This is a genomic window from Leptobacterium meishanense (assembly GCF_037645805.1).
GTDB classification, from domain to species: domain Bacteria; phylum Bacteroidota; class Bacteroidia; order Flavobacteriales; family Flavobacteriaceae; genus Leptobacterium_A; species Leptobacterium_A meishanense.
This window is the reverse complement of record NZ_JBBEXE010000004.1, coordinates 19551-36298: the sequence shown is the minus strand read 5'-3', so window position 1 is coordinate 36298 and position 16748 is coordinate 19551. Positions and strand designations below refer to the sequence as shown.

15 protein-coding genes are annotated in these 16748 nt (G+C 35.8%); 13 read left to right on the top strand and 2 right to left on the bottom strand.

Annotation, left to right across the window (positions count from 1 at the left end):
- The first annotated feature begins 83 nt into the window (after window positions 1-83).
- Complete coding sequence (gene ubiE, locus WBG21_RS05415) at window positions 84-812, top strand: bifunctional demethylmenaquinone methyltransferase/2-methoxy-6-polyprenyl-1,4-benzoquinol methylase UbiE (protein ID WP_340075598.1); 729 nt, start codon at window positions 84-86, stop codon at window positions 810-812.
- Between the two features lie 19 nt (window positions 813-831).
- Window positions 832-1524, top strand: a complete 693-nt coding sequence (gene porT, locus WBG21_RS05410; RefSeq protein WP_340075596.1) for a type IX secretion/gliding motility protein PorT/SprT — start codon at window positions 832-834, stop codon at window positions 1522-1524.
- Here porT and WBG21_RS05405 read toward each other — a convergent pair.
- Complete coding sequence (locus WBG21_RS05405; RefSeq protein ID WP_340075594.1) at window positions 1511-2254, bottom strand: TrmH family RNA methyltransferase; 744 nt, start codon at window positions 2252-2254, stop codon at window positions 1511-1513. The two genes, porT and WBG21_RS05405, sit on opposite strands and share 14 nt — an antisense overlap.
- A gap of 48 nt (window positions 2255-2302) precedes the next feature.
- On the opposite strand from WBG21_RS05405, the gene tamL reads away from it, so the two are divergent.
- The 3 genes from tamL to accD are packed head-to-tail and all read left to right on the top strand — an operon-like array spanning window position 2303 to window position 6865.
- Complete coding sequence (gene tamL / locus WBG21_RS05400; protein WP_340075592.1) at window positions 2303-4846, top strand: translocation and assembly module lipoprotein TamL; 2544 nt, start codon at window positions 2303-2305, stop codon at window positions 4844-4846.
- Window positions 4847-4896: 50 nt separating this feature from the next.
- A complete protein-coding gene (gene fbaA / locus WBG21_RS05395; RefSeq protein WP_340075590.1) occupies window positions 4897-5964 on the top strand; it encodes a class II fructose-bisphosphate aldolase in 1068 nt (355 codons plus the stop codon).
- A 43-nt stretch (window positions 5965-6007) separates the two neighbouring features.
- A complete protein-coding gene (gene accD / locus WBG21_RS05390; RefSeq protein ID WP_340075588.1) occupies window positions 6008-6865 on the top strand; it encodes an acetyl-CoA carboxylase, carboxyltransferase subunit beta in 858 nt (285 codons plus the stop codon).
- Window positions 6866-6943: 78 nt separating this feature from the next.
- On the opposite strand, the gene WBG21_RS05385 is transcribed toward accD, so the two are convergent.
- Complete coding sequence (locus tag WBG21_RS05385) at window positions 6944-7801, bottom strand: hypothetical protein (protein ID WP_340075586.1); 858 nt, start codon at window positions 7799-7801, stop codon at window positions 6944-6946.
- Between the two features lie 168 nt (window positions 7802-7969).
- Between WBG21_RS05385 and rpsO the strand changes: the two genes are divergently transcribed.
- From rpsO to WBG21_RS05345, 8 genes are all read left to right on the top strand, one after another.
- Window positions 7970-8239: a 30S ribosomal protein S15 gene (gene rpsO, locus WBG21_RS05380; protein ID WP_340075585.1), complete on the top strand. Its 270-nt coding sequence runs from the start codon at window positions 7970-7972 to the stop codon at window positions 8237-8239.
- Window positions 8240-8403: 164 nt separating this feature from the next.
- The gene (locus tag WBG21_RS05375) at window positions 8404-10554 is read left to right on the top strand and encodes a polyribonucleotide nucleotidyltransferase (protein ID WP_340075583.1); all 2151 of its coding nucleotides are present in this window, start codon (window positions 8404-8406) and stop codon (window positions 10552-10554) included.
- A gap of 70 nt (window positions 10555-10624) precedes the next feature.
- On the top strand, window positions 10625-11479 hold the full coding sequence (locus tag WBG21_RS05370) for a hypothetical protein (RefSeq protein WP_340075581.1): 855 nt from the start codon (window positions 10625-10627) through the stop codon (window positions 11477-11479).
- Between the two features lie 1128 nt (window positions 11480-12607).
- Window positions 12608-12796 carry a hypothetical protein gene (locus tag WBG21_RS05365; RefSeq protein ID WP_340075579.1) on the top strand — a complete coding sequence of 63 codons (189 nt, stop codon included), beginning with the start codon at window positions 12608-12610 and terminating at the stop codon, window positions 12794-12796.
- Window positions 12797-12863: 67 nt separating this feature from the next.
- The gene (locus tag WBG21_RS05360; RefSeq protein ID WP_340075577.1) at window positions 12864-13286 is read left to right on the top strand and encodes a hypothetical protein; all 423 of its coding nucleotides are present in this window, start codon (window positions 12864-12866) and stop codon (window positions 13284-13286) included.
- 114 nt (window positions 13287-13400) lie between these two features.
- On the top strand, window positions 13401-13937 hold the full coding sequence (locus WBG21_RS05355) for a hypothetical protein (RefSeq protein ID WP_340075575.1): 537 nt from the start codon (window positions 13401-13403) through the stop codon (window positions 13935-13937).
- A gap of 3 nt (window positions 13938-13940) precedes the next feature.
- A complete protein-coding gene (locus WBG21_RS05350) occupies window positions 13941-14492 on the top strand; it encodes a peroxiredoxin family protein (RefSeq protein ID WP_340075573.1) in 552 nt (183 codons plus the stop codon).
- Window positions 14464-16689 (top strand): peptidase domain-containing ABC transporter, encoded by a 2226-nt coding sequence (locus WBG21_RS05345; RefSeq protein WP_340075571.1) that lies wholly within the window; start codon window positions 14464-14466, stop codon window positions 16687-16689. The genes WBG21_RS05350 and WBG21_RS05345 overlap by 29 nt, the downstream gene beginning before the upstream one ends.
- Window positions 16690-16748: the final 59 nt, after the last annotated feature.

Genomic DNA, 16748 nt, shown 5'->3' with positions numbered 1-16748 from the left:
ATTCACCCCCAGTTTCTCCTTAATTATAAAATAGATGATTGCCATAAACACCATTATAGTATCTTTGCTCCAACAATTTTTTAATGGCAAAAAAAGTTACTCCATATAAAGATTCTTCTTTGGGTAAAAAAGAACAGGTTACCCAAATGTTCGATACTATTTCCGGGAATTATGACGGGTTGAACCGAGTAATTTCCTTTGGAACTGATATCAGGTGGCGAAGAAAGGTCGTGAATATTGTAAAGAAGCATCACCCTAACCGAATATTGGATATTGCAACCGGAACAGGTGACCTAGCTATTAACCTTTCTAAAACAGGCGCTAAAGAAATTATAGGTTTGGACATTTCCCCCGGAATGCTTGAGATTGGAAAACAAAAAATAATCAGGAAAAAACTTTCCGGCACCATTAAAATGGTTCTAGGCGATGGTGAAAAGCTTCATTTTGATGACCATTCATTTGATGCCGTTACTGTTGCTTTTGGTGTTAGGAATTTTGAAAATTTAGAGGTAGGCCTCAAAGAAATATATCGGGTATTAAAACCGGGAGGTGTTTTTGTAGTACTGGAAACCTCTGTTCCCACTAAAGCACCTTTTAGACAAGGGTATAATATATACACAAAAAAAATAATGCCTTCCATTGGAAAATTATTTTCAAAAGACCGATCCGCTTATGCTTATTTATCTGAATCTGCTGCTGCTTTCCCTCATGGAAAAAACTTCAACAATATTTTAAGGAAAATAGGGTTTATTAATGTGAAACATTATCCTCAAACATTTGGAGTCGCTACTATCTATACCGCCACGAAATAATTACATGAAATTCTATCAAATGAAAAAATGTTTTTTCCTCTTAGTGATTTTCTTGATTGTTCTTCCTTTAAAAGCCCAATTTAAAAGAGACCCTATCATTAATCTGGAAAATTTTGATAAGCAACGTGTTCACTGGGGTTACTTTTTGGGATTTAACCAATATGATTTTAAATTTAATTATAAAGAAAACTTAGGAGATGTTTTAGTTTCTAAGAGTATAGGGTTTAATGTAGGCTTAATAGGTGATCTTAGGATTAATGACTACTTTAACCTCCGGTTAGAGCCCGGATTATATTATACACAAAGAAATTTAGGCTTTCCCGGGTTTACACAAGGTGATGACTTTCTTCGAGAAGTAAAGTCAACTTACATTCATGTTCCATTGCTCATTAAAGCTAGTGCCAAACGCTACCGGAATTTTAAACCCTACGTGGTAGGCGGCGTATCTACTTCCATCAATCTTGGAAGTGGTGAAAAAAGTCCTGATGATAATAGTAATGGCACATTTAGGATGAAAAGCACTACCTATTATTATGAGGTAGGTTTCGGGATTGATTTCTATCTTTTCTATTTTAAGTTCTCTCCTTCTATAAGAGGTGTTTTTGCCATTAACGATGAACTAGTTCCTGATGCTGATCCTAATAGTCCCTGGACAAGTAATATTGATAAAATGGCCTCTAGGGGTATTTTTATAAACTTTACTTTTGAATAATTGTACTTGTCCTTCTGAACTCACTCAATAATATAGCTGTTGCCGTAGCTACATTTAAGCTTTCTGTTTGTTGTAAATCTCCATACCTCGGAATTGCAATATGGTTCTTCACATGTCCAAGAACAGTCTTCGAAATACCAATTGCCTCATTGCCCATCACCAATATCCCTGATGCTGGCAAGGATGTTTCATATACATTGTCCCCGTCCATTACTGCTGCATAAACGGATAAATCTGTACTGTCCAGAAATTGTTCTAACTTAGTATAGGTCACATTTATACGAGCTAAAGATCCCATAGAGGCTTGTACAACTTTAGGATTGTAGCAATCAACTGTTTCGTAGCTACACACCAAATCCCTTACTCCAAACCAATCACAAAGCCGTATAATAGTCCCTAAATTTCCTGGGTCTCTTATTGTGTCTAAAACTAAGATCAATCCTGCTTCCTGTATTTTTTTTAGTGTAGGGATTTCAAAGACAGCCACTACTTTATTTGGGGTTTTCAGTGTACTTATCTTTTTTAAGTCCCTTTCAGAAATTAGGGTTGGCTTAACCGCTTCCAAATCAATCAAATGATCTTCAGTAACATAAATTGAGTGTACTTTCATTCCTGAACTCAATAATTCATTGACTACCTTAACCCCTTCAGCCATAAACAACCCATGAACATTTCGGTACTTTTTTTGATGTAAGCTCGTTATTAGCTTGATTTGGTTTTTACTAACCATTCAAATAGTGTATTTTTGGTTCAAAATCAATAAAGTTTGCTGTCCGGATTGAGAAATTTTTTCACAAAAATAACCGTATTCTTTTTAATACTTATTTTGGCATCATGTAATGCTGTAAAAAGAGTAAATGATGGTGAACTATTGCTTGTAAAAAACACCATCCTAGTCAACAATGAAAAAGAAACAGCCCCTAATATAGAAAACCTCTTATACCAACAACCTAACACCACTGTGTTTGGTATTCCCGTAAAATTACATATTTATAATTTTGCCAAAGAGTATCCTGATACTACCTTTCAAACATGGTTACATAAAAAACCAAAAAGGCTTAAACGGTTAAATAGATCACTATCTGAAAAACAAGTCACAGAATTACAAAATTATTACTCCGGCATTAATAATTGGATAAAAAATACTGGGGAGGCACCTGTTATCATTGACATCAATAAAACAAAAAAAGCTCTTAAACGGCTGAAACTGTATTACGACAGTCAGGGTTATTTCAATAGCTTGGCAAATTATGAAATAGATACTACAGCACAAAAAGAAAAAAGGGCGGAAATAAATTATAAAATCCAAACAGGAAATGCCTACTTTCTGGATTCCATTACGAAAAATATTGCTTCAAAAGATATTGATTCTATTTATGAACTCAATAAAAAAGTCTCATTAGTTAAAAAAGGACAACAATTTAACTTGTTGAATTTCGAAGCGGAACGAGAACGCTTATCGACTATTTTTTCTAATTCAGGAATTTATAAATTTCAGCCTACTTCTATTGTCTTTGATATTGAGAGAGATACCATTGCTGCTAATAATGATTTTAAAATGCCCGTAGAGGTACAGATCAACAATTATTTAGAACGTATAAACGACAGCCTTAAAGAAATTGCATACAAAGTTCATAAAATTAAAAATGTACATATTTATGCCGATTATGATTTTTCAAAAGGAATAGATTCCTTAAAAACGATTAATTATGACAACTATACTATCCATTATAGTGGAAAACTACGATATAAACCTAAGGCGTTAACGGATGCAATGGCCATTATTCCCGGTGAAATATACAGGGAATCGGATCGCACACTTACCAATCAGCAAGTCAGTAACCTTCGTACATTTAAATATCCAAACATTGATTACTCCTATGAAAAGAATACAGCTGATGTGCTGAATGCTCATATCTATTTATCTCCCAGGCCTCGATTTTCTTTAGCTTTCAATACAGATGTATCGCATTCCAACATTCAGGACATTGGTGTTTCATTCAGTACTTCCCTAATAAGCAGAAATATATTCAGGGGAACTGAAACACTCGAAATTGCTGCAAGAGGCACCTTGGGTTCTTCCAAAGAAGCCAATGACGCAGATGACAGGTTTTTTAATATTTCTGAAATTGGAGCAGATGTACGCCTCAACTTTCCGAGGATCTTCTTTCCTATCAATACAGATAAGTTTATTCCAAAATCCATGTTCCCCGAAACACGTATCTCTATCGGTACAAGTGTTCAGAAAAATATTGGCCTTGATAAACAAAGCCTAAATAACATCTTACGATATACATGGAACCCTAGTAAAACAAAGCGTAACATCTTCGAAATGGTCAATCTGGAATTTATCCGGAATGTTAATATTGATAACTTCTTCAATGTATATGAGGACACCTATAATCAACTAAATACCATAGCACAATCTGTCAATTATCCTTCAGGGGACAATCTACAAATACCTTTAGAAGCAGATCGATTTATTGTAGATGTACTTAACAATAATGTACCTGATATTTCACAAGGTTCTCAAGCATTTAGAGATGTCAGAAGTATTGAAGAACGCAAAATACGGCTTACCGATAACAACTTAATCTTTGCTTCCAGTTTTACACATACCAAAAACAACCGTCAGAGTTTTGATGATAATGATTTTTCCCAATTTCGAATACGGTTAGAAGCTGCCGGAAATTTTCTCTCCGGAGTCTCAAACATTATTAATTTCAAAAAAAATAAACAAGACAAAGAGCTTATTTTTGGCGTCCCCTATTCACAGTATGTAAAAACAGAACTCGACTATGTGAAGCACTGGTCAGTAGGTCAAAAACAAGTATTGGCTTTTCGAAGTTTTTTGGGATTTGCTATCCCTTACGGAAATTCAGACAACATCCCTTTTTCTGAAAGTTATTTTGGTGGTGGATCAAATGATAACCGTGCATGGGAAGCCTATTCCTTAGGCCCTGGAACTACCAGTAACTTTAATGATTTCAATGAAGCAAACCTAAAACTCGCCTTTAACTTGGAATATCGGTATAATCTTTTTGGAAGCCTCAACGGAGCCTTCTTTGCAGATGCCGGAAACATTTGGAACGCCTTAGACGATGTAGCTGATGAGCGTGCAACTTTTGAAGGCTTTTCATCGTTAAAAGAAATTGCCCTGGGAACTGGTTTTGGCCTTCGTTACGACTTCAATTTTTTTATCTTACGGCTCGATATAGGCTTTAAAACCTATAACCCCGCTAATCCTGACGGAAGCAGGTGGTTTAGAGAATATAACTTCGGAAACGCTGTATATAACATAGGGATCAATTATCCTTTCTAAGCAGTATAAATTTACTACTTTTGTACCCTGTTATTTAATTTAAGCCAATTATGAAACACAACATAAAACCCGGCGTTGCCACTGGTAAAGAAGTACAGGAAATTTTCGGTTATGCCAAAGCAAAAGGGTTTGCATTGCCAGCTGTAAATGTCATCGGGTCCAGTAGTATCAATGGTGTTTTAGAAACAGCTGCTTCGCTAAATGCTCCCGTAATTATACAATTCTCTAACGGAGGGGCACATTTTAATGCCGGAAAAGGACTTAGCAATGAAAACCAACAAGCAGCCATTACCGGAGCTATTGCCGGAGCTAAACACATACATCAATTGGCCGAAGCATATGGTGCTACAGTCATTCTCCATACCGATCACTGTGCAAAAAAACTCCTTCCATGGATTGATGGGATACTCGATGCTAGTGAAGCGCATTATGCTATTACCGGAAAACCTTTATACAGTTCACATATGATTGATCTTTCTGAAGAGCCGATCGAAGAAAACATTGAAATATGTAAAACCTACCTAGCAAGGATGAGCAAAATGGGAATGACCCTAGAAATAGAGCTCGGTATTACCGGAGGTGAAGAAGATGGTGTAGATAATACGGATGTGGACAGCTCTAAGTTGTATACACAACCTGAGGAAGTAGCCTATGCATATGAAGAGTTAAAGAAAGTAAGCGATCAATTTACTATCGCTGCTGCCTTCGGAAATGTACATGGTGTATACAAACCCGGCAATGTGAAACTGACCCCAAAAATCTTAAAAAATTCACAGGAATATATTCAGGAAAAGTATGGTACAGAAGCCAATCCCATTGATTTTGTATTCCATGGAGGATCTGGATCTACATTAGAAGAAATACGGGAAGCTATTAGTTATGGTGTTATCAAAATGAATATTGATACCGACCTTCAATATGCTTTTTTAGAAGGTGTTCGGGATTACATCCAGGGAAAATCTAATTATTTGCAATCGCAAATTGGAAATCCTGATGGCGAAGATCAACCCAACAAAAAATATTATGATCCCAGAGTGTGGCTTCGTGAAGGAGAGAAAACGTTCTGCACACGTTTGAAAAAAGCCTTTGAAGATCTTAATAACATTAACACATTATAATAGATTTTATTTATTATTTTTAAAATAATCAAACACGACAATAATGGCTTGGTTTAAAAGAACAGAAAAAGGTATTCAAACTGCTACCGAGGAAAAAAAAGACACCCCGAAAGGGCTTTGGTACAAATCACCAACAGGAAAAATTGTTGAATCAGAAGAACTTGCAAAAAATTTCTATGTAAGCCCTGAAGATGATTACCATGTGCGCATTGGCAGTAAAGAATATTTTGAAATATTGTTTGACGGTAATAAATTCAAAGAACTCAATCCAAATCTTATTTCTAAAGACCCTTTAAAATTTACAGATACTAAAAAGTATATAGATCGCTTGAAAGCTGCACAAGAAAAAACAGGGCTAAAAGATGCCGTACGCACTGCCGTTGGAAAATCAAAAGGGAAAGACCTTGTAGTTGCCTGTATGGATTTTAGCTTTATAGGTGGTTCCATGGGAAGCGTCGTAGGTGAAAAAATTGCACGTGCCATCGATCACTCATTACAGAAAAAGATCCCTTTTTTGATGATTTCTAAATCAGGGGGTGCCCGTATGATGGAAGCAGCCCTTTCTCTTATGCAATTGGCAAAAACTTCGGCCAAACTGGCACAATTGGACGAAGCGAAGATTCCGTATATCTCACTTTGTACCGATCCCACAACTGGAGGCACCACAGCTTCCTACGCCATGCTGGGCGATATAAACATTGCAGAACCTGGTGCTTTAATTGGTTTTGCAGGCCCACGTGTAGTAAAAGAAGCTACCGGAAAGGAACTACCAGAAGGGTTCCAAACTGCTGAGTTTGTCTTAGAACATGGGTTTTTGGATTTTATATCCCACAGGAGAGACCTTAAAAATAACATCAACCTTTACCTTGACTTGGTGCAAAACCAACCTATTAGAGAATAGAATAATTAAGAAGAGCATATAAAAAACCTCATAGGTTTTAAAACCTATGAGGTTTTTTATATCAACTTATCTTTCTACTTACCTAAAACGGCTTAGGTTAATTTCTTCTGTTTCCCCATTTGGTTTTGTCAATATGGCGACATCGTCACATGTGCCATCTCCAAAATCAATACTTGCTGTAAGATTATTGCGTGTCATCTCCAACACACCGCTTACAATAAAACGACATGACAGCTCTCTTCGTAACGGCGTCGTGATTTCTTTCGTATAAGTAATGCCCTCTCTGCTTACAAATGTTCCGTTCCCGATAATTAAAAAGACATTATCAGCCCATACCCCGGAACCATATCCTGCTATCCACTCACGTGTTCTTGTTCCTGAAAAGCTTGCCGAAGAACCATCAGGCCACGTAGCTTCAAAACTTCTTTCTACAACCGATTGCGGCACTCCATTTTCATTAGAACGTGTTCTTCTAATGGTGGCTGATCCTTCTACAGCAATTCCATTGAACACAAAATCCTCCAATGAATAGGTAATTATCCTTGTCTGTAACTCCGGATTATTTTCATAACTCATGTGAATCGTTCCACTGAAAACATTTCCATTGGGCAATTCGCAATCGCCTTCAAACTCAATGGTCTTTTCAACCATATTGTTAGTCACAACTTTTGTAATAGTAACGCAATCAGGTAAGAAATCAGACATAAAAGGGCCTCTACCGCTCGATGAAAGCTCATCTGCAGCAAAAACATCCTCTACAACATTCGTCACTTCTTCCGAAATCAAGTCAGTTTCATCAGCCAACCTGACTTCTTGTGCCACAATAGTTTCTTCCGGAGGAGAAAGAACATCGTCGTCGGTGTTAGAATCACAGCTTGCCAATAAACCAAAAGTTGCAATCGTTAATAAACCTAGCTTTTTGAGATTGTTTTTCATAATACATATTTTTTATGGTTAATCTGAAGATAAGACCACATAAATGATAAAAGGTTTAAATTGAAAAAGAAAAAACAGAAACTATTTACATAATAAAAATATTCCTATCTTTGCGAGCTGATAGAAAACCTATCCGTAATACATAAAAATCATTTAAACAATATTGGCATGTATCTAACAAAAGAAGTTAAAGAAGACATTTTTAAAAAGCACGGTAAGTCTGAGAAAGATACCGGTTCTGCAGAGGGGCAAATCGCGTTGTTCACACATCGCATTAACCACCTCACAGGGCACTTAAAGAAAAACCGAAAAGATTTTAATACCGAACGATCGCTCGTTAAACTGGTGGGTAAAAGAAGGAGTCTGTTGGATTATTTGAAAAAGAAAGATATTGAACGGTACCGTTTCATTGTAAAAGAACTCGGATTAAGAAAGTAATAAAAGGGAGGCCTCGTGCCTCTTTTTGCTTATATAAGTCATTTCTAATGCCCCCTGACAGTTAGAATGGCACTGTTTTATAAAAAGCTGAAACTATTAGTTTTTCATTGGGTCACAACAACTACAACAACACAACACCCATTGTTTAATTAACTATATATTTTATGATTCCTGAAGTAAAAAAAGAAATTATTGATTTAGGAGATGGAAGGACCATTTCCATAGAAACAGGAAAATTGGCCAAGCAAGCCGATGGATCTGTGGTGGTGCGTATGGGTGATGCCATGTTGTTGGCAACGATTGTATCTGCAAGAACTTCTAACCCTGACATTGACTTTCTACCTTTAACGGTAGATTATCGTGAAAAATTTGCCGCTGCCGGACGTTTCCCCGGAGGTTTCTTTAAACGAGAAGCCCGACCTAGTGACTCAGAAATACTTACCATGCGCTTGGTAGATCGTGTACTCCGTCCACTGTTCCCAAAAGATTATCATGCGGAAACCCAAGTGATGATCCAATTAATGTCACATGATGACGATGTAATGCCCGACGCTTTGGCAGGGCTTGCAGCTTCGGCATGTATTGCCTTATCTGATATCCCGTTTGAGTATCCGATCTCTGAAGTTCGGGTGGCAAGGATCAATGGTGAATTCATTGTCAATCCAAGCAAAGCACAATTGGCAGAGGCCGATATGGACATCATGGTGGGAGCTTCTATGGATTCTGTGGCGATGGTAGAGGGTGAAATGAAAGAAGTCTCGGAAAAAGAAATGGCAGATGCTATCAAATTTGCACATGAAGCCATTAAAGTACAGTGTGAAGCACAGGCTCGATTGGTAGAAAAAGTAGGCAAAAAAGAAATTCGTGAATACGATACTGAAAAAGAAAATGAGGCCATGGCGAAAAAGATTTATGATTTCGCCTACGAAAAATGTTATTCCATTGCTAAAGAAGACACCTCAAAACAAGAACGTGGCGAGAAGTTTTCCGAAGTAAAAGAGGCTTGCGAAACCCTCTTTACTGAAGAAGAACTTGAAGAAAACGGCGACCTTATCGGAAAGTATTTTGGAAAAGCACAAAAAGAGGCTGTCAGAAACTTGATTCTTGATGAGAACATTCGTTTGGATGGTCGTAAAACAACTGATATCCGCCCGATATGGTGTGAAGTAGATTACTTGCCGTCCACACATGGCTCTTCTATCTTTACCCGTGGGGAAACACAGGCATTAGCTACGGTTACCCTTGGAACTTCCCGGGAAGCCAATGTTATTGATTTACCAACCGACCAAGGAGAGGAAAAATTTTATTTGCACTACAACTTCCCACCTTTTTCTACCGGAGAGGCACGCCCCATCCGTGGTACTTCCAGAAGGGAAATCGGTCATGGAAACCTTGCACAACGCGCCTTAAAGGGAATGATCCCAAATGATTGCCCATATACTGTACGTGTAGTTTCCGAAGTATTAGAATCTAACGGGTCCTCCTCAATGGCAACAGTTTGTTCTGGGACTATGGCATTGATGGACGCTGGTGTACAACTCAAAAAACCAGTATCGGGGATTGCCATGGGGTTGATTACCGATGGTGAAAAATACGCCGTGCTTTCTGATATTCTGGGCGATGAAGACCACTTAGGCGATATGGACTTTAAAGTAACCGGAACTGTTAATGGGATTACTGCCTGCCAAATGGATATTAAAATAAAAGGCTTGTCATACGAGATCCTTGAAAAGGCCTTGGAACAAGCAAAAGATGGACGCCTACATATCCTTGATAAATTGACAGAGGCCATTCCAACAGCCAGAGGAACAGTTAAAGACCACGCTCCTAAAATTATCAAAATGGAAATTCCAAAAGATTATATTGGTGCCGTGATCGGGCCTGGAGGGAAAAATATCCAGGCATTACAGGAAGGAACAGAAACCACCATTGTCATTGAAGAAGAAGGTGATCTGGGGATTGTAGAAATATTAGGTGTAAACCCTGAAGGTATTGAAAAAGCCATTAAGGGTATTAAAGCAGCTACTTTTGAACCGGTAGAAGGCGAAACCTATAAAGTAAAAGTAATTAAAGTACTTGATTTTGGTGCCGTAATTGAATTTATGCCCGGAAAAGAGTCTTTATTGCATATCTCTGAACTGGCATGGGAACGTACCAACAATGTGACTGATGTGGTAAATGTAGGTGATGAAATTGAGGTGAAATATATTGGGCTTGATCCTAGGACCAAGAAGCAAAAAGTTTCGCGAAAGGCTTTATTACCAAGACCTCCACGTCAGGAACGTAAACCACGTCCAGAAGATAAAAAAGATTAATTTCTTTCTATTTAATACAAAAAGCACCAAAAGGTGCTTTTTGTATTATTATACTTAATCTGTTTTTGATATGAGAACTCTATTAGTATTTACCATACTGTTAATATTTATTGGTTGCCGTAACTCAAATACTAACACCAACAAGGGTGGAAAAGAAGTTTCTAACCCTATTGAAGTAGAAAGTAACTTAGATAACGCCCTTACAACAGAAGCCATAGAACTGGTAAAGAAACTGGAGGGAATATATTACACACTACGAAAAGACGGCACTAATCTCTTTTATGAAGAATCTTGCAGCTACAATCCATATGATGTTAAGATTACAGAAGTTGCAGAGGAGTCAGGGTATTGGGATATTTATTGGTTGGACGAGTCTTTTTCCATTCATGCTGTAAAGGAAAAAGATGGCGACATTTATATCACCTCGAAAGAAGACATAGAAAATACTTTTATTTTTTCTAAAAACACAAATGACCTTCTTTGGGATTTTGCTATGATGGGTTCAAAAGAAACTACTCCTATTGTAAAAATAGAAGATGTAGAAAACTTTGAAATGAAACCCTGTACAGATGCTGAAGAAATAATGAAACGGATACCCACCACTTGGTATCAAATAAGTGAGCTAGATGGAAAAGAAGCTATTTACGAACCATGTATGGAAGCTCCTATTGGCATTACTATTGACGCTAATTCAATTGATTTTTGGAGTGGGAGTGATCCTTACCGGATTGTCTCTATGAGTAAACTTTTCAATCGGATAACCATTAAATATCAATCCATTCACAATGAAGATATAGGTTCCATAATAATGCATAATTTATATGGTGATGTAATTCAGTTTGGTAATGGTACAAGCAAGGATCATCGTTATGTGAACGAACAAGCATTGGATATGTATCCAATTATAAAGGAAGAATGTGAATAAAAGTTCGCCTCCTTTACAATTGAATAATACAATTACACGCTAAATCACATTTCATTAAATAAATTATCTTTATGCCATAGAAAGACGGCCACGACATTCCAAAATTGGTGATTATCCGCAGGTGTTCTGTTAGATTACAAAACCTATTCAAATTATATATTCCTATTTGCAATTATTGGACGTTCTTCGACAACTCAAAATTACATTTTGAGTTGATAACTGAAGGATATGCTGATAATGAAGTCGATATAAAAATATTTGTACTTTTAAAGCTATAAAGGATAAAATCTAAGATGACTAAAAAGGGTAATCTAATTAGAGAAAAGGTTTTTAAAGGCCTCAATTTGATATATAAAAAGCTTTTGGAATTAAAAAAACAATGTAATCTTACTTTTGTCATATCAGATAAAGGGAGATTTTCAAACTTCACGCCAAAGATTACTAATCTTCTGAATAAATAATTACCCCTTAAAAAACTCAAATGAATAAAAAGAACCTTCCATTACTATTAATTGCTGCAAGTTTACTACTGATAACCTTTAACATTCTAAATGTTTTATTCACTTCAGAAGAAATGGACTTAAGGTTTTGGATGCAGATATCATCTAATATATTTCTCATTTTAGCGATGATTGTCACTATTAGAGATCAGAAAAAGAATTCTGAATAATTGAATTACTCAGAGTTAAATTTTTAGCAGAACCTTCACAGGTTTTAAAACCTGTGAAGGTTTGTTTTTCACTATTCAGTTAAATGGTTTTTCCCAAACAAACAATACTTAAACCTTTATAGTATTGATAATCAATTGTTAAAATGCCTATTTATAACCTCTGCCACTTATCGATCCCTAGCGTTCTTATAAAGTAGCGGCATAAAAGAAAATAATTATTTTTGAAATATTTTTCATTTTTTATTTAAAAAATTTTGATTATTTAAAATTTGTTTTTACGTTTATAAAAAGAAATATAAGGCTACATAACATTTGTGGTCTATATTACATAATATTGCCCTCCACCACCTACAAATTAAAAATTACAATTAATTTAATATAGTATAGAAGCTGCTAACGCCATTCACAGTTTTTATACTTACTGAATAGAGAATGGTATAACTTAAACTTATTTTATTATGAAAACATTAGATTTAAATCGAATGGAAAATTTACAAGGGGGAGATGTAGAATGTGATGGAATGTCAGCTGCGCTAGGTGGTGCCGCAACCATTTTTGGAGCAGCTTCTTGGTGGTCAGGAGTTGGTGCCGGTATTTCTGTTGTCCTTGGAGTAGCGTCACTTGTAGCTTATGCCGCAGGCTGTTAAATATTTAATTAAAGGGTTTTTGTGAAAAATCATAAAAGCCCTCCTTATTAATTTAAAATGTAATAAAATGGCAAAATTGATAATCGAAAGAGAAAACAACTTTATGATACGATTTCGTGCTCTGAAAGTTTATGTTGATGGTGTATTTGTGGACCACATTGAACCAAATGATAAAAGTAAAGTAATTGAGATAGCAGACGATGATAAAGAAGTTAGACTAAAAGTTGATTGGTGTTATTCGAACAAACTACACTTAAATAAATCTAAAAGTGAACCACCACAATGTAATAAAGTAAGAGTGACTAGCCAAATACAAAATGGACTTTTCATTTTAATTTTTTCCTCGCTATTTATAGGAGGCATACTTTGGATTCTAAAGCTAATTGGCCCTTATTGGTATCTGATATCATTCTTACCGATGTTGCTTATTGTGGGTTGGCAAATTTTTGGAAGAAACAATTACTTAAGGCTAACTAAGATATCTAAATGAATTATAAGCTCTTGATATAAAAGAATGAAAGGTTTGTATATTTTTTTACTCTTGTTAATTTCTATCATTTTTTTAGGTTTATTATCAAAGTATTTATTAAACGTAGATACTTTATTGGTCGAATCTTTATCTGACCGCTTTACGAGAGAACAAGTAGAAAATATTTTAAATTTTCAACAAAAATGGGAATGGATAGGCTATGTCTTTCTTCCTATACTGCTATTATTAAAAATAGCAATTATCGCTGCTATTATAGACGTTGGGTGTTTCTTTTTTGATAAAGAAATTAAATACAAGAAGCTTTTTAACATTGTGGTAAAGGCAGAGTTTGTTTTTCTATTGGTCATTGTATGTAAAACACTTTGGTTTTATATCTTCCAACCAAACTATACCTTGGAAGACCTGCAATATTTCTACCCGTTTTCAGTATTGGGCATTATAGGGTATAAAGGGTTGGATGTTTGGTGGGTTTATCCTTTTCAACTAGTCAACCTATTTGAACTGGCCTATTGGGTAATTTTAGCTTACCTCTTGGGCAAAACACTTAAAATTAAAACAGAAAAAGGGTTTTCTATTGTGGCTAGCAGTTATGGCATAGGGTTATTTATATGGGTCATAAGCGTAATGTTTTTCACTTTAAATATGAGCTAGCCCGTGAGAAAAAGAGCTTTAAAGTTTGGCATATTTGGTATTGTTTTCCTACTAATTTCTTTTTTGGGATATAATGTAGCTTCTATAACCAAAGAACAAAATGCTTTTAAAGAACGTATCCGGGACATGCCTGAGTTTAGCTACCAAACTATGGATAACACCGTGTTCTCAAAAAACAACTTAGCACCTCATTTACCAACGGTATTTATATACTTTAATAGTGAATGCCATTTTTGCCAGTATGAAGCACAAGACATTAGCGATAATAAAAATGAACTTAAAAACATACAGTTAATTTTTGTATCAACAGAGCCTATAGAAAAAATCAGGGCTTTTTCAGAGACATACTCCCTCAATAACGAAAAAAACATCACTTTTTTACATGATAGCACTCATCATTTTTCTTATCAATTTAACGTTACATCAACTCCTTTTACATTGATGTACGATGTCGACCAAAACCTTATAAAAATGCATAAAGGGCAATTAAACGCCAAAGGGATCATAAAAACCTTAAACAGTATAATTGATAAAAAAGGAAGCACAATTGACTGAAAAACACATAAAACAAACCTTTATTTTACAACACGGTCAAAGCGACTGTGGAGTAGCATGTCTGCTATCATTAATACAATATTATGGTGGTAACGGTTCTCTGGAAAAATTAAGGGAACTAAGTGGCACTACCAGACAAGGGACAACCCTTTTAGGCTTGTATCAAGCCGCCAGCCAACTAGGGTTTGACGCAGCCGGGAACGAAGCCGATATACAAGCTTTGATAGACCACAAGCAACCCGTTATCCTCCATGTTGTTATAGATGAACGTTTGCAGCATTATATAGTATGTTACGGTTATAAAGACGGTTTATTTATTGTTGGCGACCCTGCTAAGGGTGTGGTTACCTATACCAAAGAAAAATTACAACAGATATGGAAATCACAAACATGTTTGACCCTTATACCTAATAAGGATTTTATAAAGGAACAAGCTGAAAACCAGAATAAAAAACAATGGTTTGCCAGCCTCTTAAAAGAAGATTACCGGCTTATTGGTTTTAGTATCTTATTAGGTTCCGGAATTGCCATTCTAGGAATGGCAATGGCGATATTTTCACAAAAGCTCATTGACGATATATTACCTTCAAAAGATTTCAACAAATTGATAACAGGAATCTTTTTGGTCGGTTTTTTACTTATGGTCAGGTTTGCTTTCACAGCCCTACGGGAATATTTTTTAATCCGACAAACCAAAGATTTTAACAACCGGATTATCGATAGTTTCTATACCGCTTTATTGCATTTGCCTAAATCCTTCTTTGATACCCGTAAAATAGGAGAATTGGTAGCCCGGCTGAATGACACACAACGTGTACAAAGGGTCATAAGAACTGTCATTGGCAATGTGGTTATTGATGTATTGGTCACGATAGTCTCTTTAGGATTCTTGTTTTATTATTCATGGCAAACAGGGCTCATTGCATTTATAAGCCTGCCACTCTATTTCTTTTTGATCTATAGTTTTAACAAACGAATTATATATGCACAAAAGGAAGTAATGCAAAGCTATGCACATAGCGAAAGCAACTATATTACCTCCATGCAGGGCATTGCCACCATAAAAAACCATAACCGACAAACTGTTTTTCAAAAAATAAATCAACTGGTGTACGGAAATTACCAAAATAAAATGTTTGGCCTTGGGAAAATTAATGTGCGCCTTTCCTTATTTTCAGGGATCTTTAGCGTCCTATTTTTGATAGGTATCTTAACCTATACTGCTATAAGGGTATATAATGAAACCATGTTGTTGGGAGAATTAATGGCCATATTGGGCATTGCCGGCTCTTTGTTGCCTTCAGTAGCCAATTTAGCACTTATTACAATACCTATCAACGAAGCCAAAGTGGCATTTAACCGAATGTATGAATTTGCAGCAATGGAAAAAGAATTACCGGGAAATGCCAAAATAGCTGCCTTTGAGTCCTTAAACATGGAAAAACTCTCGTTCCGTTTTGCAGGAAGGAGCCAACTGTTAAAAAATATAAATTTTTCCATTTCTAAAAACGAATGTATTGCAATTGTGGGCGAAAGTGGCAGCGGGAAAAGTACTTTAGGACAAATACTCCAGAAATTCTATCCTTATGAAAGTGGTTCCATTACTATAAACAAACAACACGCGCTAAAAGATATTGACATGGAAGAATGGCGTACTATATTAGGTGTTGTACCCCAGGAAATTACCATTTTCAATGGAAATATCATCAACAATATCCTTTTAGGCAAAGAAGATACCCCTGAAAATATCACAAAATTTATCCAAAACTATGGCTTTGAAGAATTTATAAAAAAACTCCCTCAAGGATATGCTACCGTTTTAGGGGAAGAAGGCATCAATTTATCAGGTGGTCAAAAACAAATTATTGCTTTAATGCGGGCACTTTATAAAAAACCTAAATTGTTATTATTAGATGAGTTTACCTCAGCAATGGACCGGAAAACAGAAAAATTCGTTCTAAGTTTATTGAACAGACTAAAATCTGACATGGCTATTATTTTCATTTCCCACAGGTTACATTCATTGAAAAAAATAGCAGACAGAATATATGTTATAGAAGAAAGGCAAACATCTGATTTTGGAACTCACGAACAGCTTATGAATTCAAAAAACTTTTATAGTGATTTTTGGATAGAACTCGATGTAGAAAATCACATAAAAAAACCATTAACCAAAACTTCTTCTACATTAATATAAACTATGACTATATATAAACAACCCTCACAGGTTTTAAAACCTGTGAGGGTTTTTGTTAA